This window comes from Streptomyces sp. NPDC001108, from assembly GCF_053598535.1.
In genome coordinates this window covers 91,325-113,103 of the sequence record NZ_JBSFKL010000004.1, presented here as the reverse complement: position 1 = coordinate 113,103, position 21,779 = coordinate 91,325, and the positions used below count along the sequence as shown (strand labels likewise).

The window sequence follows — 21,779 nt, the reverse complement described above, 5'->3', positions numbered from 1 at the left end:
CCCCCGGGCTCACCGCGCCGTCCCCTCGGTGATCGCGGCGAAGGCGCGGAGCGAGTCCGTACCCGGGGCGAAGTAGCCGGTGTGCCCCCGGGCGTCCTCGGCCGGGACCCGGCGCGCCCCGAACTCCGGGTCGGCCGGGTCCGGGCCGTGCCCCAGCCCCGCCACCCGCACGTTCGGCACCCGGCCGATCCAGTCCGTGGCGTCCTTTGCGGCCCACACCCGGGCCCGGGTGTGCAGCGCGGCGGCACTGTCCGCGCGCATCCCGGGCGAGCCGAGGACGACCAGGTCGCGGACGCGCAGCCGGGAGGCGGCGAGCCCGCAGACCACGGAGCCGTAGCTGTGGCAGAACACGGCGGGCGCGGGGACCCCGTCGGCGGCGAGCCCGTCGGTGAACCGGGCCAGCCGGTCCGCCCCGGCCTCGGCGAGCGTCCCCGTCGCGGCGTCGACACCGAGGCCCACGGGAGTGGTGTAACCGGCCCACGCGATCACCGCGCTCCCGGGGCCGGTCCGCGCGTACAGCGCCTTCGCCATGCCCGCCGGGGTGCCGTACACGTCGCTCGTACGGTCGAAGGTCCCGGCGTCGATGTCCGAACCCGGCACCACCACCGCGACCCGGCGCGCGGAGCGCAGGTCCCCGAAGACCTCGGCGACCTGACCGCGCCCGCGCGGGTCGAACGCCAGGATCTGTCGTCCCCGGCCCCCGTCGAGGTGGGCGTACCGGGGGTCGTGGTTCGCCCGCAGGGCCAGGGCGTTGGCCCGGTAGCGCAACGCGACCGGGGCGCCGTCCAGATTGCCGACGACGAGCGGATGCCGTACGGCCAGGTCCTCCCGCTGCCGGGCGGTCAGCCCCCGGAAGAACCGGGCCACCTCCGCCGGAGTGGCGCGCTCCGGATCCGGCAGCGCGCCTTGGGTGTGGTCCGCCCGCCACGACGCGGTGCCCGGCGGCGGCCCGGTGAGCGCCCGCTGCGCGCTCCCGGACGCCCAGCCGGCCGTCCCCGTGACCATGGTGGTGGCCAGCGCGAGCCCGACCAGAGTCCTCGCGTAACGGCGCATCCCGTTCCCTCCCCCTGCTGCGGCCCGACCGGCGACGGGCCGCCCTGTGGCGTGACGGGGAGGAACGTAGAAAGACCCCCGGTGCGAGGACATCGCACCGGGGGGCCTACCACGGACCAGTACCTCAGTAGGGGGTGTACGGGCTCCGGGGCGCTCAGGACTCGCCCGGGACCACCACCCCCGCCTCGTACGCGAAGATCACCGCCTGCGCCCGGTCGCGCAGGTCCAGCTTGGCCAGGACCCGGCCGATGTGCGTCTTCACCGTCTGCTCGGCCAGGATCAGCCTCGCCGCGATCTCCTGGTTGGACAGCCCCCGCGCGATCAGCTCCAGCACCTCCGTCTCGCGCGGGGTCAGCCCGTTCAGCCGCAACGCCTGGCCGCTGCGGGTCGCGCCGGACGGGCCCTGCCGGGCGAAGTCCGCGATCAGCCGGCGGGTCACCGAGGGCGCCAGCAGCGCCTCGCCCGCCGCGACCACCCGCACCGCCGAGATCAGGTCGGCGGGCGGCGCGTCCTTCAGCAGGAAGCCGGACGCCCCGGCGCGCAGCGCCTCGTACACGTAGTCGTCCACGTCGAAGGTGGTGAGCATGAGGACCTTCGGCCGGTGCGTCACCCCGGGCGGCGGGTTCAGCACCTCGCGGGCGGCCGCCAGCCCGTCCATCTCCGGCATCCGGACGTCCATCAGGACCACGTCCGGCAGGGTGGACCGGCTGACCTCGACGGCCCGGCGCCCGTCCGGCGCCTCCCCGACCACGTCGATGTCGCTCTGCGCCGCCAGCAGCGCCGCGAACCCCGCGCGCACCATGGCCTGGTCGTCGACGATGATCACGCGGATGGTCAAGAGTCCTCCGGGGCAGCGGGGGCGACAGGGGTCAGGGGCAGCCGAGCGGCCACCCGGAAGCCGCCGTCCGGCAGCGGCCCGGTGTCCAGCGTGCCGCCCGTCAACCGTACGCGCTCCCGCATCCCGACCAGCCCGTGCCCCGTCCCGGACGACTCCGGCTCCAACGGCGAACCGGGCTTCTCCGTAAGGCCGTTGACCACCAGAACCATCAGATGCGTACCGTCGGTCAGGATCGACACCCGGGTCCGCGCACCCGGCGCGTGCCGGATCACGTTGGCCAGCGCCTCCTGCACGATCCGGTACGCCGACAGATCCACCGCCTGCGGCACGTCCGGCAGCCGGGCGGCCATCGACAGCTCGACCGGCAGCCCCGCCCGCACCGTCGCCTCCACCAACTGCTGCACCCGGTCGAGCCCCGGTTGCGGCGCCCGCTCGCCCGCCGAACCGTCGCTGCGCAACACCGCCAGCAGCCGTCGCATCTCCGTCAGCGACTCCCGCGCGCTCGCCGCGATCGACTCGAACTCCTCGCGGACCTCCTGCGGCAGCCCGCTGATCCGGTACGGCGCGGAGTCCGCCTGGACCGTGATCACCGACATGTGGTGGGCGACCACGTCGTGCAGTTCGCGGGCGATCCGGGTGCGCTCCTCCAGGAGCGTCCGCCGCGCCCGCTCCGCGACGCTGATGGTCTCCTGCTCGGCCAGCCTGCGCTGCGCCACGCCCCGTTCCCGTACCACCGCTCCGATCACCATGACCAACGCGCCGAAGATCGCGAGCAGCCCGGCGCTGCCGTTGCTGCGCTCCGGGACGGACAGGTGCAGGACCAGGCTCGCCGTGGCGGTCAGCGCCCACACGGCGACGGTGGTGCGCCGGGTCTCGCGCAGGGCCACCGCCAGCAGCAGGAAGAGGAAGCAGAACAGGGTGGGCGGCGGCCACGGCCAGATGCCCTGCGCGGGGTGCGGGTGGGCGAGCAGGACCAGCGCCCCGAGGACACCGGTGGGAAAGACGATCCACCAGGCCTGGAGGGGGCGGTGCGCCAGCATCAGCAGCGGCGCCGCCTGGCCCACGGCCAGCAGCCCCGCCGGCCAGGCGCCCACCCCGTACTCGTTGGCCAGCATGGTCATCGTGACCGGCAGGAAGAGCGCCGTCAGCACGAACACCACCACGTACGGGACCAGCCGGCGCCACCGCCGGGGCGAGCCCGCGAGCGGTGGGACCGGGGGGTGCGAGGGGTGGGTGAGGCCGTGGGCGACGCCGCGCAGATTGCGGCGGGCGGCGCTCACCAGCCCGTCCGCGACGGGCAGCGGAGGCGGGGGAGGGGGAGTGGAAGAGGTCATGGCCGCACGAGCCTAGGCAGCGGACGTGCCCGGCCGCGTCATACTCCGGTTCCGGTCCGCCGGCCGCCCGGTCATACCCCCGTACGACATGGCCGCCTCCGCCCGGCAAGGCCCCGGTCCGGCCCTACAGCTCGGCGAGCAGTTGGGCCTTCTTCGCGCTGAACTCGTCGTCCGTCACCAGCCCGGCCTGGTGGAGCTCGCCGAGGTGGCGGATGCGGTCGGCGATGTCGGCGGGGTCGCGGCGGGCCGCGCCCGCCAGGACGGGGGCGGGCACCGGTGCCGAGGAATGGTTCCTGCGCACGGACTCCAGGACCGCCGCGGCGAACGGCAGCGACTCGTGCACCGCCCCGTAACCGAGGCTGAAGACCACCGCGGCCGGGTCCTGGTCGGCCCGCAACGGCTCCCGGTCCCTCGGCAGCAGCCGCAGATACCCGTCCAGCCCCTCCGGCAGCCGCCACTCCACCCCGCTCAGCTCGGAGACCGCGAAGCTCTGGTCCCCGGCCTTCCACTTCGCCGACGAGGCGCCCGTCCAGAACCAGCGGAAGGAGACCCGCTGTCCGTCGAACCCGGCCCGGCCGTCGTACGCCTTGAAGTGGAGCGGCACCTCGGGCGCGGTGACCAGGAAGCGGTCGGCGGGCTCCGCCGCGTCGGGGCCGAGCCGGGCGCGCAGCTCGTCCGCGTAGTACTCGGCGAGCGTGCTCCGGTCACCGGGGAGCACCAGCCGGTACGGATCGCAGCCGTCCTTGAGCTGCCCGTCGGCCGCCTCGATCAGCGGGTCGGCCCCGGGTCTGGGCACGGCACGCAGGACCACCGTGCCCCGCTTCCCCGGGGTCAGCGTCACCGACGACAGCGCCGCATGCGGTACGCGTCGCTCCCGCAGGCTCTGGAAGAGCCTCGGCGTGCGGATTCCCCGTTCGAAGCGGATGAGCACGGAGTCGGTCTCGAACTCCCAGGTGGCATGAATTCCGGCCAGCACATCGCCCATGTGCCTCATCGTATGCGGCACTTGCTCCGTGTGTCCCCCCTCGAAGCGGCCCGGCTCCGGCGGCCCGCTGTGAATGCCCGGTTCCGTCAGACTCCCTGGTCCCCGGCAGTCCGCCCGGCGCAACCGCTGTCGGGGACGGCACAGCTCACCGACCCGTAGGCGCCCACACCGATCGCGGCGAAGTTGTCCAGGCTCTCGGTGCCCGGCACGAAATAGCCACTGTGGCCGATCGCGTCGCCCGCCGAGAAGATCCGTGCCCCGAAGCCGGGATCGACCGGGTCGGCCCCGTGACCCAGGCCGCCGAGCTCCAGATTGGGGACGTCCTCGATCCAGTCGCCCCGGTCCCGCGTCGCCCACACCCGGGCCCCGGTGCGGAGCTGCGCGGCGTTCTCCACCCGCATGCCGGGGCTGCCGGCCACCGCGATGTCGGTGACCCGGGCGGGCAGCCCGTGCGCGGCGACCCCGCACAGCACCGAGCCGTAGCTGTGGCAGAACAGCGAGACCGGCGCGGCGCCGGGCAACGCGCCCAGCAGCGCGTTCAGCCGCAGCGAGCCGCGCGCCGCCAGGTTGCCCAGGGCGGCGTCCATGCCGATACCGGCGGGCGTGGTGTAGTCGGCCCAGGCGATGACGGCGGTACGGACCCCGGGGCCGGCGGCGCGCTCCGCCGCGTACAGCGACTTCGCCATGCCGACCGGGGCGGCGTTCACCTTGGGCGAGGGCCGCTCCAGGGTCAGCAGATCGGTGTCCACGCCGGGGACGATCACCGAGATCCGGTCGGCCCGTTCGAGGTCGCCGAGGACCTCGGCGGCGCGGCCCCTGCCGGACGGGTCGAAGGCCAGGAAGTGGCGGCCCGGGGCGAGCATCGAATCGAAGCGCTCCATCCGGCGGGCCGCCTGGGCGCGCCCGTCGGGGGAGAGCCGCACATCGTGCGTGCGCCGCTCCTCGACGCGGCGCGCCTGGGACACGGCCAGCCGGTTGGCGCGGTAGCGCAGGGTGATCGGGGCGCCGTTCAGGTTGCCCACGACCAAGGGGTACCGGTCGGCGAGCGCGGTGCGCTGCGCGCCGCTGAGCGAGGCGAAGAAACGCGCCAGCCGGTGCGAGGGCGCGTCGGCGTCCGGCAGCGGATGACCCGCCACCCGGCCCCGCGCCCAGGCGGCGAGTGCGACGGTGCGTGGCTCGTCGGAGCGTTGATGGCGAATGGTGGTCCAGCCGGTGGTCGCCAGCATCACGAACACGACCGCCACGGCGAGCAGCGCGCGCCACGCGGTGAGCGTCGGGGAGGAGTCGAAGGAAGTCACTGCGGCCCACATTAGGAGACGCGCGACGGCAGCCGTGACGAGGGTGACACACATCACCTCACCGCAGGGAATTCCATCCCCGGATATTCACGCTGTGTGGCCGTTATTCGTACGCTCGGGCGCGTGGAGTGCGCCGGGCGGGCCGCATGTCGCCCTCGGCGTACGGCTGTTGTGACGTCGGTCATGCCCGGTGCCGAGACGTTCGGCACATCCCGGGCATCCGGGGCGGCGCATGTGCGGGTCCCGTGACGGTCCGTCGGCGATTTCGGCCACGGGTGTTAGGACCTGTCTTCAAACTGCCGTCGTCCGGCCGGAGGCCGGGCCGTGCGGTGTCCGGTGCGTGCGATCGCAAGGCGGAGGGTCGCTCCGATACTGGATGTATCGGGGTGACCCCGACAACGCGGCGAGCGTGCGTGCCGGACACCGCACGGCAGGCGGCAGTTTGAAGACAGGTCCTAGGAGTCAGGGGCGCGCGGCGTTCTCCGTGCCGCGCCCCGCCCGCCAGTCACCGGCCAGCGCCGGTCCGAGCCGGTCCAGGTACGCCTCGGTCAGCGCGCGCAGCGAGTCCACGCCGGAGTCCCGGCCCCGGCCCCAGAGCTGACCGGTCACCCGCATCACCCCGCAGAACGCGGCGACGGCGACCCGGGGGCGCGGGTCTTCCTCCGCGTCGAGCCCTTCGCGGTCGGCGATCAGCAGCGCGATCTGGTCCTCCAGCGCACTGCACCGCCGCAGATGGGCGGCGAGCAGCGAGGGCGTCGACTCGATCATCCGGTACATCCGCATGTGGAGCTCGACGGTGAAGACCTCCTTGAACGTCTCGTCGATCCCGTCCCAGACCTGGAGCACCGACCGGCGCAGGGCGTCGAACGGGGTCTCCGCCGCGGGGCGGCGGCGCAGCTCCGCGAGGAAGCGCGACTCCACCATGGACTGGAGGGCGAAGGCGGCCTCCTCCTTGTTCGCGAAGTACCGGAAGAAGGTCCGTTGGGAGACCGCGACGGCCTCGACGATCTCGTCGACGGTGGTCTCGTCGTACCCCTGGGTGGTGAAGAGGTCGAGCGCGGTGCGCAGCAGGGCGTCCCTGGTGCGCCGCTTCTTGCGCTCGCGGAGCCCGGTCGGGGGTGCGGCCCGCCGCACATCGGTCACTTCGCTGGCCTTTCTTCGCCTGCTTTCCCCAGCTCAGCGTACCTGTGAGCTACGCGACAGTGTCCGGCTCGCGAAATGCTTTGAGAACTGTCAGCGACTGTCACTAGTGTCCTTGATATGACTAGTCAGACCACCGTCGACAAGGCGTCGCGGGAGCCGCGCGAGGCCGCCGCTCCCGGACCTGCCAAGGGGCTGCGCGGCCACCCCTGGCTGACGCTCTTCTCCGTGGCCATCGGCGTGATGATGGTCGCGCTCGACGGCACGATCGTCGCGATCGCCAACCCCGCCATCCAGCAGGACCTGAAGGCCTCGCTCGCGGACGTCCAGTGGATCACCAACGGGTACATGCTCGCCCTCGCGGTCTCCCTGATCACCGCGGGCAAGCTCGGTGACCGCTTCGGCCACCGCCAGACCTTCCTCATAGGCGTCGTGGGATTCGCCGCGGCCTCCGGGGCCATCGGCCTGTCCCACAGCGCCGCCCTCGTGATCACCTTCCGGGTGCTCCAGGGCCTCTTCGGCGCCCTGCTGATGCCCGCCGCGCTCGGCCTGCTGCGCGCCACCTTCCCGGCCGAGAAGCTGAACATGGCGATCGGCATCTGGGGCATGGTGATCGGCGCCTCCACCGCGGGCGGCCCGATCCTGGGCGGCGTTCTCGTCGAGCACGTCAGCTGGCAGTCCGTCTTCTTCATCAATGTGCCGGTCGGTGTGATCGCGCTGGTGCTGGGGCTGGTGATCCTCAAGGACCACCGCGCCGAGAACGCGCCGCGCTCCTTCGACGTCGGCGGCATCGTGCTGCTCTCGCAGGCGATGTTCTGCCTGATCTGGGCGCTCATCAAGGGGTCCGAGTGGGGCTGGGGCGACTATAGGACGCTCGGCTTCCTCGGGGCGGCCGTGGCCCTGTTCGTGGTCTTCGCGTTCTCCCAGAAGAACGTCCGCGAACCACTGATCCCGCTCGCCATGTTCCGGTCCGTGCCGCTCTCCGCCGGTGTGGTCCTGATGGTGCTGATGGCCTTCGCCTTCATGGGCGGGCTCTTCTTCGTCACCTTCTACCTGCAGAACGTGCACGGCCTGAGCCCCGTCGACAGCGGTCTGCGCCTGCTGCCGCTGACCGGCATGATGATCGTCGCCTCGCCGCTCGCGGGCGCCATGATCACCAAGTTCGGCCCGAGGGTCCCGCTGGTCGGCGGCATGGTGTGCACGGCGGCCGCCATGTTCGGCATGTCCCAGCTCGGCACCGGCACCAGCACCCTCACCATGTCGATCTGGTTCGGCCTGCTCGGCCTCGGCCTCGCCCCGGTGATGGTCGGCGCCACCGAGGTCATCGTCGGCAACGCCCCGCTGGAGCTCTCCGGCGTCGCGGGCGGCCTCCAGCAGTCCGCCATGCAGGTCGGCGGCAGCCTCGGGACGGCGGTGCTCGGCGCCGTCATGGCCACCCGGGTCGACTCCCAGCTCGCCGACAACTGGCGGGCGGCACAGCTTCCGCCGCTCAGCACGGACCAGCTCGACCAGGCGTCCTCGGCCGTCGAGGTCGGTATCCCGCCGGTCGGCGGGGACGTCCCGCCGGAGATCGCGGGCAGGATCGCGGGCGTCGCCCATGACACCTTCGTGTCGGGCATGAGCACCGCGTTCATGGTCGCCGGTGGCGTCGCGGTGCTCGCCGCCGTCGTCGCCATGCTCACCAAGCGCGGTGAGAACGCCGAAGCGGGCGTCGGCGCCGGACACATCTGACCGTCAACACCCCGCGTACGACAGCCCCGCCCCACGACCCGGGCGGGGCTGTCGCCTATCCGGGTGGTGTGCCCCCGGCCCCCTTCCCCCAGCGCCGCGCCGCAGGTCAGGGTGCGGACAACTGATCCGCAACCGACCACGGGGGTCGTTCCACATGCGCAAGACCGCGTTCACCACCGCCCTGGCAGCCGCCGCGCTGGCCGCCACCACCCTGCTCCCGCAGAGCGCCGCCCACTCCGCACCGCCCGCCCGGCTCGGCGACTGCGCTGCCGGACAGCTCTGCCTCTGGGCCGCGCCGGACTTCACCGGCACCCGCCGGACCCACGAACTCGCCTCGACCGACATCGACAGCTGCGTACCGCTGCCGAAGGGCGGCGTCCAGGCTCTCGCCAACCGCACCGGCCGCCCGGTCACCACCTACCAGTCGGCGGAGTGCGCCGAGACCGGCGAGTTCAACACCTACCCGGGCGGCGGCACCTGGGTGCCCCGCTCCCCGTACCAGGTCAGGGCCTTCAAGATCTGGGAGAACTGACCGGAGAACGCCGAAGGGCGGCGGAGCCTCCCGGCCCCGCCGCCCTTCCGGACCCTTACGACTACGCGTCGCCGCCGGCCGCGCCCGGGTCGGCGGCCGTGACGTCCAGCAGCTCGTACCGGTCGAGCGCCTGCTTCAGCAGCGAGCGGTCGATCCGGTTCTCCTTCGCGAGCTCGGTGAGCACCGCGAGAACGATCGACTGCGCGTCGATGTGGAAGAACCGGCGGGCCGCACCGCGCGTGTCGGCGAAGCCGAAGCCGTCCGCACCCAGCGACTGGTACGCCCCCGGCACCCAGCGCGCGATCTGGTCCGGCACCGAACGCATCCAGTCCGAGACCGCCACGAACGGGCCCTCGGAGCCGGAGAGCTTCCGCGTCACGTACGGGACGCGCTGCTCCTCCTCCGGGTGCAGCAGGTTGTACCGCTCCACCTCGACGGCCTCGCGGCGCAGCTCGTTCCAGGAGGTCGCCGACCAGACGTCCGCCCGGACGTTCCACTCGTCGGCGAGGATGCGCTGCGCCTCCAGGGCCCACGGGACCGCCACGCCGGACGCCATGATCTGCGCCGGGATCTCGCCCCGGTCGGCCGCCCGGTAGCGGTAGACGCCCTTGAGGATGCCCTCCACGTCCACGTTCTCGGGCTCGGCCGGGTGCTGGATCGGCTCGTTGTAGACGGTGAGGTAGTAGAAGACGTCCTCGCTGTTCTCGCCGTACATCCGGCGCAGACCGTCCTTGACGATGTGCGCGATCTCGTAGCCGAACGCCGGGTCGTAGGCGACACAGGCCGGGTTGGTCGAGGCGAGCAGCTGCGAGTGGCCGTCCGCGTGCTGGAGACCCTCGCCGGTCAGCGTCGTACGCCCGGCGGTCGCGCCCAGCACGAAACCGCGCGCGAGCTGGTCGGCCATCTGCCAGAACTGGTCGCCCGTGCGCTGGAAGCCGAACATCGAGTAGAAGACGTACACCGGGATCAGCGGCTCGCCGTGCGTGGCGTACGCCGAACCGGCGGCGATCAGCGACGCCGTGCAGCCGGCCTCCGAGATGCCGTCGTGCAGCATCTGCCCGGTCGGCGACTCCTTGTACGTCAGCAGCAGATCGCGGTCCACCGACTCGTACTGCTGCCCCAGCGGGTTGTAGATCTTCGCGCTCGGGAAGAAGGCGTCCATCCCGAAGGTGCGGTACTCGTCGGGGGCGATCAGCACGAACCGCTTGCCGATCTCCTTGTCCCGCATGAGGTCCTTCAGAATGCGGACGAACGCCATGGTCGTGGCGATCGACTGCTGACCCGTGCCCTTCTTCGCGGTCGCGTACGTCTTGTCCCCGGGGAGGACCAGCGGCTTCGCGCGCACCACACGGGTCGGGACGTAACCGCCCAGGCCCTTGCGGCGGTCGTGCATGTACTGGATCTCCTCCGAGTCGCGGCCCGGGTGGTAGTACGGCGGAAGGCCGTCCTCCAGATCCTTGTCCGCGATCGGGATGTGCAGCCGGTCGCGGAACCGCTTCAGGTCCTCGACCGTGAGCTTCTTCATCTGGTGGGTGGCGTTGCGGCCCTCGAAGTTCGGCCCCAGGGTCCAGCCCTTGACCGTCTGCGCCAGGATCACCGTCGGCTGGCCCTTGTGGGCCTTGGCCGCCGCGTAGGCCGCGTAGACCTTCTTGTGGTCGTGACCGCCGCGCCCCAGGTGCAGGATCTGGTCGTCGGTCATGTCCTTGACCATCTCGCGCAGCCGCGGGTCGTCCCCGAAGAAGTGCTCGCGGATGTACGCGCCCGACTCGGTGGCGTACGTCTGGAACTGGCCGTCCGGCGTGGTGTTCAGCTTGTTGACCAGGATGCCCGTGCGGTCCTGCGCGAGCAGCGGGTCCCAGGAGCGGTCCCAGACCAGCTTGATGACGTTCCACCCGGCACCGCGGAACTGCGACTCCAGCTCCTGGATGATCTTGCCGTTGCCGCGCACCGGGCCGTCGAGCCGCTGGAGGTTGCAGTTGACGACGAAGGTGAGGTTGTCCAGCCCCTCACGGGCGGCGAGGGAGAGCTGGCCGAGCGACTCCGGCTCGTCCATCTCGCCGTCGCCCAGGTAGGCCCACACATGGGACTGCGAGGTGTCGGCGATGCCGCGCGCCGCCATGTACCGGTTCATCCGGGCCTGGTAGATCGCGCCGAGCGGGCCGAGGCCCATCGAGACGGTCGGGAACTCCCAGAAGTCCGGCATCAGCCGCGGGTGCGGATAGCTGGACAGACCGTTGGGCGCCTTCGACTTCTCCTGGCGGAAGCCGTCGAGCTGCGCCTCGCTGAGCCGGTCGAGCAGGTAGGCGCGGGCGTAGATGCCCGGGGAGGCGTGGCCCTGGAAGAAGATCTGGTCGCCGCCCAGACCGTCGTCCTTGCCGCGGAAGAAGTGGTTGAACCCCACGTCGTACAGAGAGGCCGAGGAGGCGAAGGTGGCGATGTGCCCGCCGACGCCGATGCCCGGACGCTGGGCGCGCGACACCATCACGGCCGCGTTCCAGCGGGTCGCGTTGAGGACCTTGCGCTCGATCTCCTCGTCGCCGGGGAAGAACGGCTCGTCCTTCGTGGCGATCGTGTTCACGTAGTCCGTGCTGCGCATCTCCGGAACGGCGACGCGCTTCTCCCGCGCGCGCTCGATGAGCCGGAGCATCAGGTAGCGAGCCCGCTCGCGGCCCCGCTCGTCGACTGCGGCATCGAGCGAGTCGAGCCACTCCTGGGTCTCTTCGGGGTCGAAGTCCGGGACCTGGCTCGGCAGGCCGCCAATGATGATCGGGTTGCGATCGGAGCCGGAAGCCACGCTGTTCCTTCGCTGTTCGGTGGTGTCTACGGGCCGTGCTGGTACGCCGTGACCATCGTGTACCGCGAGGGCGCAAACGTCATCTCTACCGAGAGGTAACCGCCGTGTTGCGGGACGTCGTGCCCGGTGCGAGGGGATGGTACGGCCCAAAGCGCAACCATACGCCCAAGGCGTCCAAGCGTTCCCAAAGGATGTTCGACTCCGAATGGCGGACCGATACGGCATAAGCTGTGGAAGGTCGTAAAGGGTGTGGACGAGCAGCGCCGGCCCCCGGAGGGGATCTGCCGACAGTGCGGAGACGTGGCAGGGAACGTCACCGTTTAGGCGGTCTCGGACGCCGGGTACTTGCGCGATCCGCCACTCCCGTGTGGACTACGGCCAACGCCCCGCGCACGCGCGTGGCTGAAGCATTTTCCGAAACATGATCAGGAGGCAACCCGTGAGCGCGACCGCGGACCACGCGGAGGAGCAGACGAGCCTGGCAGCACGCCTGGGGTTCGAGCCCGGACAGGTGGTCCAGGAGATCGGCTACGACGACGACGTCGAGCAGGAACTCCGCGAAGCCATCGAGGCCACAATCGGCCAGGAACTCGTCGACGAGGACTACGACGACGTCGCCGACGTCGTCCTGCTCTGGTTCCGTGACGAGGACGGCGACCTTACGGACGCGCTGGTGGATGCCATTGGTCTGATCGAGGACGGCGGCACGGTCTGGCTGATGACGCCGAAGACCGGCCGTGACGGTTACGTCGAGCCGAGCGACATCAACGAGGCCGCCCAGACGGCCGGTCTCGCCCAGACCAAGAGCATCAACGCGGGCAAGGACTGGACGGGCAGCCGTCTGGCGACGCCGAAGTCGGCCCGGGCCAAGCGCTGAGGCGCGCCCCCGGCACCTTGTTCGTCCCGAAGGCCCCCGAACGGCACATGAGCCGTTCGGGGGCCTTCGGCCATCCCGGGGCGCCGGGAGGAATCCCAAGAGACCCGCGCGGGCGCCGTACGGGCCGGCACGGGGGCTGCGTAGGGTGGGGACCACCCGGACGGTCCAGCCCGGTGAACGTAGCGAAGGGACGCTTTCCATGGCGATCGAGGTCGGCACCAAGGCCCCGGATTTCGAGCTGAAGGACAACCACGGCCGGACCGTGCGGCTGTCCGACTTCCGCGGCGAGAAGAACGTTGTGCTGCTCTTCTACCCGTTCGCCTTCACGGGCGTCTGCACGGGTGAGCTCTGCGCGCTCCGCGACGAGCTGCCGAAGTTCGAGAACGACGACACCCAGCTGCTCGCCGTCTCCAACGACTCCATCCACACCCTGCGCGTCTTCGCCGAGCAGGAGGGCCTGGAGTACCCGCTGGTCTCGGACTTCTGGCCGCACGGCGAGACCTCGCGGGCCTACGGCGTCTTCGACGAGGAGAAGGGCTGCGCGGTGCGCGGCACCTTCGTCATCGACAAGGAGGGCGTGGTGCGCTGGACCGTCGTCAACGGTCTTCCGGACGCGCGCGACCTCAACGACTACATCAAGGCCCTCGAAGCGCTCTGATCCGGCCGGACGGTCCCCGACCGGCCCGGCGAAAAGGCTGCTCGGGCGGGAACCGGTCACTAGGATCCAGTCGTTGATCGGATGCCAACGCAACTGGAGGCGCCGGCGGTCCGCCGGCCCCCAAGGAAAACAATGGGAGGACTCGTGGGAGTCAGCCTCAGCAAGGGCGGCAACGTCTCGCTGACCAAGGCCGCGCCCAACCTGACGGCGGTCGTCGTCGGTCTCGGCTGGGACGCCCGCACCACCACCGGTGGTGACTTCGACCTGGACGCCAGCGCCCTGCTGACGAACGACCAGGGCAAGGTCAGCAACGACGGGAACTTCGTCTTCTTCAACAACCTGAAGAGCCCCGACGGCTCCGTCGAGCACACCGGCGACAACCTCACCGGTGAGGGCGAGGGCGACGACGAGGTCATCAAGGTGAACCTCGCCACGGTCCCGGCCGATGTCGACAAGATCGTCTTCCCGGTCTCGATCTACGAGGCGGAGTCCCGGCAGCAGAGCTTCGGCCAGGTGCGCAACGCGTACATCCGCGTGGTCAACGAGGCCGACAACAGCGAGCTGGCCCGCTACGACCTGAGCGAGGACGCCTCCACGGAGACCGCCATGGTCTTCGGTGAGCTGTACCGCCACGGGACGGAGTGGAAATTCCGGGCCATCGGTCAGGGGTACGCCTCGGGGCTGCGCGGCATCGCGCAGGACTTCGGCGTCAACGTCTGATCAGAATTCCTCCGGCCCCCACCGGCCGGGAGGACCATGGGTACGACCGGGCAGCGGCCCGCGTCGCCCCCGTACGCACCACCCGTCCGGCGCCGCACTTCCGTGCGGCGCCGGACGTGCTCGACAGGCGGCCCGGGGGCTCTGTGCGGCTCCGGCGGGCCCGGCAGACGGTTCATCGATCCGGGGAGGACACACCATGGGCGTCACACTCGCCAAGGGAGGCAACGTCTCCCTCTCCAAGGCCGCACCCAACCTCACCCAGGTGCTGGTCGGGCTCGGCTGGGACGCGCGATCCACCACCGGCGCGGACTTCGACCTCGACGCCAGCGCGCTGCTGTGCCGTTCGGGCCGGGTCCTCGGCGACGAGTGGTTCGTGTTCTACAACAACCTCACGAGCCCCGACGGCTCCGTCGAGCACACCGGTGACAACCTCACCGGGGAGGGCGACGGCGACGACGAGTCGGTGATCGTCCATCTCGACCAGGTCCCGGCGCACTGCGACAAGATCATTTTTCCGGTCTCCATCCATGAGGCCGACAGCCGGGGGCAGACCTTCGGTCAGGTCAGCAATGCCTTCATCCGTGTGGTCAACCAGGCGGACGGTCAGGAACTCGCGCGGTACGACCTCACCGAGGACGCCTCGACGGAAACGGCGATGATCTTCGGCGAGCTCTATCGGTACAACGGCGAGTGGAAGTTCCGTGCGGTAGGTCAGGGGTACGCGTCCGGCCTTCGCGGTATCGCTCTAGACTTCGGGGTCAACGTTTCGTAAAGCCGCGTACGGCGCGGGGGAGACCCGTTACTTACACGATGGGGTAGCCAGTGCTTCTGAAAACCTTTGGCTGGTCGTTCGCGGTTACCGCGCTCGGCCTGGTCGCAGCTGTGTTCTACGGGGGGTGGCAGGCCTTCGGGGTGGTGGCGATCCTCTCCGTTCTGGAGATCTCGCTGTCCTTCGACAACGCGGTGGTCAACGCCGGAATCCTGAAGAAGATGAATGCCTTCTGGCAGAAGATCTTCCTCACGATCGGTGTGCTCATCGCGGTCTTCGGTATGCGACTGGTCTTCCCTGTCGTGATCGTGGCCATCACCGCCAAGATCGGTCCGATCGAGGCGGTCGATCTTTCCTTCAACCAGCCCGAGCGCTATCAGGAACTCGTCACCGACGCCCACCCGGCGATCGCCGCGTTCGGTGGCATGTTCCTTCTGATGATCTTCCTCGACTTCATTTTCGAGGACCGTGACATCCAGTGGCTGCGCTGGATCGAGCGTCCGCTCGCCAAGCTCGGCAAGGTCGACATGCTGTCGGTCTGCATCGCGCTGATCGTGCTGCTCGTCGCGGCCCTGACCGTCGCGGGCAACGCGCACCAGCACGGCGGCGGCCATGCGGACAAGACGGAGACGGTCCTGCTCGCCGGTGTCGCCGGTCTGATCACGTACCTCATCGTCGGCGGCCTCTCCGGCTTCTTCGAGAACCGCCTGGAGGAGGAGGAAGAGCGCGAGCACGAGGCCGAGGAGGAGGCCGCGCGGAGCGGCAAGAAGGTTTCCGCGGTCGCGCTGGCCGGCAAGGCCGCGTTCTTCATGTTCCTCTACCTGGAGGTGCTCGACGCCTCCTTCTCGTTCGACGGTGTCATCGGCGCCTTCGCCATCACCAACGAGATCGTGCTCATGGCGCTCGGCCTCGGCATCGGCGCCATGTACGTCCGGTCGCTCACGGTCTACCTGGTCCGCCAGGGCACCCTCGACGACTACGTCTACCTGGAGCACGGCGCCCACTACGCCATCGGCGCGCTGGCCGCGATCCTGCTCGTCACCATCCAGTACCAGATCAACGAGCTCATCACCGGCTCCGTCGGTGTCATCCTGATCGGTCTGTCCTTCTGGTCCTCGGTCCGGCGCAACAAGAGGCTGGAGGCCGAGGGGGGCGGGGACGACGCCGGTTCCAAGGCGGAAGTCCCGTCCGGGGTGTGACCCGGTAGGGATTGAGGAACGCTCTTCTGCGGGGCGGTCCGTGAGGCAGGGTTCTCCGGAGACATCCGGCCCCGGCCCCGCGGCCGCCCCGCAGTGCTGAGGGCGTCCCGGGCCGGATCCGGGGCGTTCCCGGACCCGGGAACGGGAGAGTTTCTACACATAGGGGTTGGGGATGGCGTTCTGGGACAACCTGTGGCCGCGCCGGGCGCAGTTCGAGTCGAGCAACGCGCTGACGAGCTCCATCGTGCTCACCAAGCGGCAGCACACGGTCTCGCTCGGCAAACAGGGCGCGCTGAGCGGCAATCTGCGGGTCAACCTGTCCTGGCAGATGCGCACCTCGGACATAAGGGGCCGGTCCCGGCAGAGCGGCCGGCTGCTGCGCCCGATGGAGTTCTTCAAGCCCGAAGCGGTGCAGGCGCACACCCAGGGCATGGTCAACGTCGACCTGGACCTCGGCTGCATGTACGAGCTGAAGGACGGGACCCGGGGCGTCGTCCAGCCGCTCGGCAACCTCCTGGGCGACCTGAACAGCCCGCCGTACATTCGGCTCAGCGGGGACGACCGCTTCGGCGCGCCCTCGGGCGAGACGCTCTACGTCAATATCGACCAGCGGGAGCAGTTCAAACGGCTGCTCTTCTTCGTCTACATCTACGACCAGACACCGGCCTTCGACCGGACGCACGCCAAGGTGACGCTCTACCCGGGCAACGGGCCCAGCATCGAGATCGAACTCGACGAGCACGCCCCGGAGGCCCGCTCCTGCGCCGTGTTCACGATGGAGAACGTCAAGGACGACCTGATCGTGCGGCGCGAGGTGAAGTTCGTCTACGGGTTCCAGTCGGAGCTGGACCGGATGTACGGCTTCGGCATGCAGTGGGGCCGGGGCTACAAGTCGAAGACCTGACGCGCACGCCCGGCCCCGGGGTCGTACGACCGTCCCGGTGGCCGCACGACCGTCCTCGGGGCGACGGTCTTCGGGAGAGCCTCCCGGGGCGTCTCCCCGGGACGCCTTCTCAGGACCGTACGAACTGCGGGCCCATCGGCGGCAGGGCGAAGTTCGGGTCCGGGGCGGGGGCCGCGGCCGCCGCGGGCTGCGGGTAGCCGTAGGCGGGCGGAGCGGCGACCGGCTGCGGGTAGCCGTACGCGGGCTGGGCGGGGGCGGGCTGGGGGTAGCCGTACGCGGGCTGCCGGTGCTGGATCGTGGCCTGCGCGTCGGGCCCCGTCGGCGCGGCCGGCGGGAAGTCGGGCGCGGGCGGTGCGGCGGGTGCCGGAACCGGCGCGGGAGCGGTCTGCGCCGGGACCGGGTCGGGCTCGGGTGCCGCCTCGTCGACCGAGATGCCGAAATCGGTCGCCAGACCGACCAGCCCGGTCGGGTAGCCCTGCCCCACCGCGCGGAATTTCCAGCCATCGCCGCGCCGGTAGAGCTCGCCGCAGATGATGGCCGTCTCCTCGCCGGTCTCCGGCTGTACGTCGAAGACCGCGAGCGGCTCCCCGCCGGGCACCGTCGCGTCGTACAGCAGGATGCGGAGGTCGTGCACCTGGGCGAAGGTGGCGCCGTCCGAGGAGGCGGCGACGACCACCTGCTCGACCGAGCGGTCCAGCCCGCCCAGATCCGCCTCGACGGTGTCCGTCAGTCCCTCGGGGACGCTCCGCTTCGGCAGGTGCCGCACCAGGCCGGAGGGATGGCGGGGCTGGTTGTAGAAGACGAAGTCCTCGTCCGAGCGCACGCGGCCGCCGGTGCCGATCAGCAGGGCCGAGACGTCCACGTCCGGCACTCCGGTGCCCGGAGACCAGCGCAGCACGGCCCGTACGGCCAGGGTGTCCAGAGGGACGTTCGAGCCTTTCACCATCGCGTGCGTCATGCCCGTCATCCTGCCTGCTGGCTGCCCGCGCGGACAACGCGGGGGTCGTACCGATTCTCCCGACGATCTCTCGGAACCGCCCGTTCCGGCACGCTTCGACCCATCGGGAAATGGTCGAGTTACCCGCAGTTCACGCATGGGGGGAACTCTTGACACTCGCCCATACGTACTATTACCGGCCACGCATTCGTTGGTCGATCGGTCGGTTCGGGGGAGTTACATGCGTCATTTCGGGCATATCGCACCCGCTGTGCGGGAGCGGCTGTTCTTCCGGGAGCCGTGCGCATTCGGTCCGGACGCACCGGCCCGGCTCCTCTCGGCCGCCTTGGGGGCGACCCTGTACAGCCCCGCCACCCGGCCGAAGCTCGCTGACGACATCGTCAAGCAGGTTGGCCGCGGCGTCGTCTCGATGGTGCTCTGCCTGGAGGATTCCATAGACGACTCCGAGGTCACCGGCGCCGAGGAGAATCTGGTCAGGCAGTTCGCCGACCTCGACGTCCGGGGCGCCGAGGTGCCGCTGCTCTTCATCCGGGTCCGCGAGCCCGGCCAGATCGGCGACCTGGTGCGCCGGCTCGGCGCCACCGCCCGGATGTTGTCCGGTTTTGTACTTCCGAAGTTCACCGAGGAGCGTGGCGTCCCCTTCATGGAGGCGCTCGCCGAGGCCGAGAAGGCCAGCGGCCGGCGCCTGTTCGCCATGCCCGTGCTCGAATCTCCCGAGCTGCTCCACCTGGAGACCCGGGAGGCCGCGCTCCACGGCATCGCCCGCACCGTCGACGCCTACCGGGACCGGGTGCTCGCGCTCCGGCTCGGCGTCACCGACTTCTGCTCGGCGTACGGGCTGCGCAGGACGCCCGACATGACCGCGTACGACGTGCGGATCGTCGGAGCCGTCATCGCCGACGTGGTCAATGTGCTGGGCCGGGCGGACGGCACCGGATTCACCATCACCGGCCCGGTGTGGGAGTACTTCCGACTCCAGGAACGGATGTTCAAGCCCCAGCTCCGCCAGAGCCCGTTCCTGGAGGGCCGGGCCGAGGACCTGCGCGCCACGCTGATCGAACACGACCTGGACGGCCTGCTGCGCGAGGTCGAGCTCGACCGGGCCAACGGTCTGCTCGGCAAGACCTGCATCCACCCCTCCCACGTGGCCCCCGTGCACGCCCTGTCCGTGGTCAGCCACGAGGAGTTCAGCGACGCCGAGGACATCCTGCGCCCCGAACGCGGCGGCGGCGGTGTCCTGCGCTCCGCGTACACGAACAAGATGAACGAGGTGAAGCCGCACCGCGCCTGGGCCGAGCGGACCCTCCTGCGGGCGGAGGCCTTCGGGGTCGCCGGGCCGGACGTCGGCTTCGTCGACCTGCTGTCCGCGAGCGTCCCGGAGTGAACGCGGAGCGGTCGCCGGAGGAAGAGGAGCGCCAGGCGGAGAAGGGCAACGAGGACGAAGCGGTGAAGGGAGCGGCGGACGTGGTGTGGTCGGGCAGTTGGGTGACGGAGCGGCTGGGCGTGGAGCTCGTCGGCGACGGCAGGCCCGAGGGCGACGGCGAACTGCGCGAACTGCTCGGCCTCGCGCTGCGCCGCAACCCCCGGCGCGCCCACCTGCTGGTGTCGAACGTGCTCGGCAAGCACGTACCGCAGAAGCCCTCCGTGGTCTACGGCACCGGATTCGAGCTGGGCCGGCGGGTGCGCGAACTCCTCGGCCCGGCCGCCTCGGGCCGGGCCGTCGTGCTCGGCTACGCGGAGACCGCCACCGCCCTGGGCCACGCGGTCGCCGACGGGCTGGGCGAGGCGCCGTACCTCCACTCGACCCGCCGCCCCGTGGCGGGCGTGGCACGGGCGGGCGGCTTCGAGGAGTCCCACTCGCACGCCACCTCGCACCTGCTGCTCCCGGAGGACCCGGAGCTGCTGGCGGGCGACCGCGGCGGGGCGGACGGAGAACGGGGCGCCCCCGGCGCACCCCTGGTCCTGGTCGACGACGAGTTCTCCACCGGCAACACCGTCCTCAACACCGTCCGCGACCTGCACCAGCGGTACCCGCGCGACCACTACGTCATCGTCGCCCTGATGGACATGCGCTCCCCGGCCGACCGGGACAGACTGGCCCGGTTCGCCGAGGAGATCGGCGCCCGGGTCGACCTGGTGGCGTACGGCTCCGGCACCGTCACCCTCCCGGAAGGCGTCCTGGAGAAGGGCCGGGCCCTGGTCGCCGCGCACGAGCCCGCGCCCCTGGAACAGCCCCGCGTCCCCGCCCCCCGCCCCTGCACCCGGGTGGACCTCCAGTGGCCCGCCGGGGTGCCCGACGGCGGCCGGCACGGCTTCACCCCCGCCCACCGGGCAGCCCTGGAAGCGGCCCTCCCCGCCATGGCCGCCCGCGTCGCCGAACAGCTCGGCGACGCCCGGCGCGTCCTGATCCTCGGCTTCGAGGAGCTGATGTACGCCCCGCTGCGCCTGGGCACGGCCCTGGAGCGGCTCACCGACGCCGAGGTGCGGTACTCCACCACCACGCGTTCCCCCGTCCTCGCCGTGGACGAACCGGGCTACGCGATACGGACCCGACTGGTCTTCCCGGCCCACGACGACCCGGACGACGGACCCGGCGACCGGTACGCGTACAACGTCGCGGGCGCCGGATTCGACGCCGTGCTGCTCGCTGTCGACTCCGTCGCCGACACCCCCGAACTCCACGCGCCCGGCGGCCTGTTGGAACAGCTCGCCGCGCACACCGGACACGTACTGCTCGCGGTCGTCCCCTCGTACGTCCCGGGCCCCCGCACGCACGCCCCCGAACGGCAGGAAACCTCCATGCTGCCCGAGCCCCTCCGCGGCCCCGCCTTCTCCTCCTACGCGCCGGACGAGGTCGGCTGGCTGCTCCAGGACCTCTCGGAGACCGAGCTGGAGGCGCCCACCGAGGAGCGCGAGGAGGCGATACAGAGCGGCGGCGCGCACTACGCCGAATCGCTGCCCGTCGAGTACCAGCCCTCCGCCGAGTACCAGGAGCTGTTCCGGTCGGCGCTGAAGCTGTCGGCCGCCCGGATCGCGCGTGCCGTCGGCACCGTCACCGAGACGGTCCTCGCCGAGCGCGGCCCCCGCCCGGTCCTGGTCTCGCTGGCCCGGGCCGGTACCCCCGTCGGTGTGCTGATGCGCCGCTGGGCCCTGTACCGGCACGGCGTCGAGCTGCCCCACTACGCCGTCTCCATCGTGCGGGGCCGGGGCATCGACGCCAACGCCCTGCGTTGGCTGGCCGCCCACCACGACCCGGCCGACGTCGTCTTCGTGGACGGCTGGACCGGCAAGGGCGCGATCACCCGCGAACTCTCCGCGGCACTCGCCGAGTTCGAAGGATTCGACCCGGAGATCGCGGTACTGGCCGACCCCGGCGGCTGCGTCCGCACCTACGGCACCCGCGAGGACTTCCTCATCCCGTCCGCCTGCCTCAACTCCACCGTCTCCGGGCTGATCTCGCGGACCGTGCTCCGTGCCGACCTGGTCGGCCCCGAGGACTTCCACGGTGCGAAGTTCTACCGGGAGCTGGCGGACGGCGACGTGTCCGGCCTCTTCCTCGACACGGTCGCCGCGCACTTCGACGAGGTGGCCGACGCGGTGGACGCCGAGGCCAAGGACCTGCTCGCGGCCGACCGGGCCCCCACCTGGGAGGGCTGGGCCGCGGTGGAGCGGATCAGCGAGGAGTACGGCATCCACGACGTGAACCTGGTCAAGCCGGGCGTCGGCGAGACCACCCGGGTGCTGCTGCGCCGAGTCCCCTGGAAGATCCTCACCCGGCGCGGCGCGGGCGCCGACCTCGACCACATCCGCCTGCTGGCCGAGCAGCGGGGCGTTCCGGTGGAGGAGACCGACGGCCTCCCGTACAGCTGCGTCGGCCTGATCCACCCGAAGTACACCCGGGGCGCGACGGGCGCGGACGGCCGGGCGGTGGACGCGAAGTGACCGGCTCGTCCGAGACTTCCGCCACCGGTCCCTTCGCGGCGGCCGGT

The 21,779-nt window shown here is 71.1% G+C and carries 18 protein-coding genes; 10 read left to right on the top strand and 8 right to left on the bottom strand.

The window, feature by feature from the left end:
- Positions 1-9 precede the first annotated feature (9 nt).
- From ACWC97_RS11980 to ACWC97_RS11955, 6 genes are all read right to left on the bottom strand, one after another.
- Positions 10-1,053 (bottom strand): alpha/beta hydrolase, encoded by a 1,044-nt coding sequence (locus tag ACWC97_RS11980; protein ID WP_450648935.1) that lies wholly within the window; start codon positions 1,051-1,053, stop codon positions 10-12.
- 154 nt (positions 1,054-1,207) lie between these two features.
- Entirely contained in the window at positions 1,208-1,891 is a 684-nt protein-coding gene (locus tag ACWC97_RS11975; protein ID WP_352275116.1) for a response regulator transcription factor, read from the bottom strand.
- A complete protein-coding gene (locus tag ACWC97_RS11970) occupies positions 1,888-3,225 on the bottom strand; it encodes a sensor histidine kinase (protein WP_450648933.1) in 1,338 nt (445 codons plus the stop codon). Before ACWC97_RS11970 ends, ACWC97_RS11975 begins: the two co-directional genes overlap by 4 nt.
- Positions 3,226-3,349: 124 nt before the next feature.
- Complete coding sequence (locus ACWC97_RS11965; protein ID WP_385204486.1) at positions 3,350-4,210, bottom strand: DUF4429 domain-containing protein; 861 nt, start codon at positions 4,208-4,210, stop codon at positions 3,350-3,352.
- 86 nt (positions 4,211-4,296) lie between these two features.
- Entirely contained in the window at positions 4,297-5,508 is a 1,212-nt protein-coding gene (locus ACWC97_RS11960) for an alpha/beta hydrolase (protein WP_385204489.1), read from the bottom strand.
- 462 nt (positions 5,509-5,970) lie between these two features.
- Entirely contained in the window at positions 5,971-6,651 is a 681-nt protein-coding gene (locus ACWC97_RS11955) for a TetR family transcriptional regulator (protein ID WP_392278941.1), read from the bottom strand.
- Between the two features lie 240 nt (positions 6,652-6,891).
- On the opposite strand from ACWC97_RS11955, the gene ACWC97_RS11950 reads away from it, so the two are divergent.
- Positions 6,892-8,379, top strand: a complete 1,488-nt coding sequence (locus tag ACWC97_RS11950) for an MFS transporter (protein WP_450649244.1) — start codon at positions 6,892-6,894, stop codon at positions 8,377-8,379.
- A gap of 154 nt (positions 8,380-8,533) precedes the next feature.
- Positions 8,534-8,911 carry a peptidase inhibitor family I36 protein gene (locus tag ACWC97_RS11945; RefSeq protein ID WP_352279462.1) on the top strand — a complete coding sequence of 126 codons (378 nt, stop codon included), beginning with the start codon at positions 8,534-8,536 and terminating at the stop codon, positions 8,909-8,911.
- A gap of 61 nt (positions 8,912-8,972) precedes the next feature.
- On the opposite strand, the gene aceE is transcribed toward ACWC97_RS11945, so the two are convergent.
- Complete coding sequence (gene aceE, locus ACWC97_RS11940) at positions 8,973-11,705, bottom strand: pyruvate dehydrogenase (acetyl-transferring), homodimeric type (protein WP_352279461.1); 2,733 nt, start codon at positions 11,703-11,705, stop codon at positions 8,973-8,975.
- A 439-nt stretch (positions 11,706-12,144) separates the two neighbouring features.
- Between aceE and ACWC97_RS11935 the strand changes: the two genes are divergently transcribed.
- The 6 genes from ACWC97_RS11935 to ACWC97_RS11910 all read left to right on the top strand — a co-directional run bounded on the left by ACWC97_RS11935 (position 12,145) and on the right by ACWC97_RS11910 (position 16,832).
- Entirely contained in the window at positions 12,145-12,582 is a 438-nt protein-coding gene (locus ACWC97_RS11935; protein WP_352279460.1) for a DUF3052 domain-containing protein, read from the top strand.
- Between the two features lie 199 nt (positions 12,583-12,781).
- Complete coding sequence (locus ACWC97_RS11930) at positions 12,782-13,240, top strand: peroxiredoxin (protein WP_352279459.1); 459 nt, start codon at positions 12,782-12,784, stop codon at positions 13,238-13,240.
- A 144-nt stretch (positions 13,241-13,384) separates the two neighbouring features.
- Positions 13,385-13,960, top strand: a complete 576-nt coding sequence (locus ACWC97_RS11925; RefSeq protein WP_392279062.1) for a TerD family protein — start codon at positions 13,385-13,387, stop codon at positions 13,958-13,960.
- A gap of 196 nt (positions 13,961-14,156) precedes the next feature.
- On the top strand, positions 14,157-14,732 hold the full coding sequence (locus tag ACWC97_RS11920; protein ID WP_352279458.1) for a TerD family protein: 576 nt from the start codon (positions 14,157-14,159) through the stop codon (positions 14,730-14,732).
- Positions 14,733-14,782: 50 nt separating this feature from the next.
- Positions 14,783-15,928: a DUF475 domain-containing protein gene (locus ACWC97_RS11915; protein WP_352279457.1), complete on the top strand. Its 1,146-nt coding sequence runs from the start codon at positions 14,783-14,785 to the stop codon at positions 15,926-15,928.
- 172 nt (positions 15,929-16,100) lie between these two features.
- The gene (locus ACWC97_RS11910; protein WP_352279456.1) at positions 16,101-16,832 is read left to right on the top strand and encodes a TerD family protein; all 732 of its coding nucleotides are present in this window, start codon (positions 16,101-16,103) and stop codon (positions 16,830-16,832) included.
- 109 nt (positions 16,833-16,941) lie between these two features.
- On the opposite strand, the gene ACWC97_RS11905 is transcribed toward ACWC97_RS11910, so the two are convergent.
- Positions 16,942-17,790, bottom strand: a complete 849-nt coding sequence (locus tag ACWC97_RS11905) for a TerD family protein (protein ID WP_352279455.1) — start codon at positions 17,788-17,790, stop codon at positions 16,942-16,944.
- Positions 17,791-18,010: 220 nt separating this feature from the next.
- Here ACWC97_RS11905 and ACWC97_RS11900 point away from each other — a divergent pair, with 220 nt between their 5' ends.
- A complete protein-coding gene (locus tag ACWC97_RS11900) occupies positions 18,011-19,174 on the top strand; it encodes an HpcH/HpaI aldolase/citrate lyase family protein (RefSeq protein WP_352279453.1) in 1,164 nt (387 codons plus the stop codon).
- A 62-nt stretch (positions 19,175-19,236) separates the two neighbouring features.
- Positions 19,237-21,732 carry a phosphoribosyltransferase gene (locus ACWC97_RS11895; protein ID WP_450649241.1) on the top strand — a complete coding sequence of 832 codons (2,496 nt, stop codon included), beginning with the start codon at positions 19,237-19,239 and terminating at the stop codon, positions 21,730-21,732.
- Positions 21,733-21,779: the final 47 nt, after the last annotated feature.

Bases quoted from the DNA above. Each gene is read 5' to 3' on its own strand.
- ACWC97_RS11905 (WP_352279455.1), bottom strand. From the start codon at position 17,790: ATGACGCACGCGATGGTGAAAGGCTCGAACGTCCCTCTGGACACCCTG.
- ACWC97_RS11980 (WP_450648935.1), bottom strand. From the start codon at position 1,053: ATGCGCCGTTACGCGAGGACTCTGGTCGGGCTCGCGCTGGCCACCACC.
- ACWC97_RS11900 (WP_352279453.1), top strand. From the start codon at position 18,011: ATGCGTCATTTCGGGCATATCGCACCCGCTGTGCGGGAGCGGCTGTTC.
- ACWC97_RS11950 (WP_450649244.1), top strand. From the start codon at position 6,892: ATGATGGTCGCGCTCGACGGCACGATCGTCGCGATCGCCAACCCCGCC.
- ACWC97_RS11945 (WP_352279462.1), top strand. From the start codon at position 8,534: ATGCGCAAGACCGCGTTCACCACCGCCCTGGCAGCCGCCGCGCTGGCC.
- ACWC97_RS11965 (WP_385204486.1), bottom strand. From the start codon at position 4,210: ATGGGCGATGTGCTGGCCGGAATTCATGCCACCTGGGAGTTCGAGACC.
- ACWC97_RS11920 (WP_352279458.1), top strand. From the start codon at position 14,157: ATGGGCGTCACACTCGCCAAGGGAGGCAACGTCTCCCTCTCCAAGGCC.
- ACWC97_RS11970 (WP_450648933.1), bottom strand. From the start codon at position 3,225: ATGACCTCTTCCACTCCCCCTCCCCCGCCTCCGCTGCCCGTCGCGGAC.
- ACWC97_RS11910 (WP_352279456.1), top strand. From the start codon at position 16,101: ATGGCGTTCTGGGACAACCTGTGGCCGCGCCGGGCGCAGTTCGAGTCG.
- ACWC97_RS11930 (WP_352279459.1), top strand. From the start codon at position 12,782: ATGGCGATCGAGGTCGGCACCAAGGCCCCGGATTTCGAGCTGAAGGAC.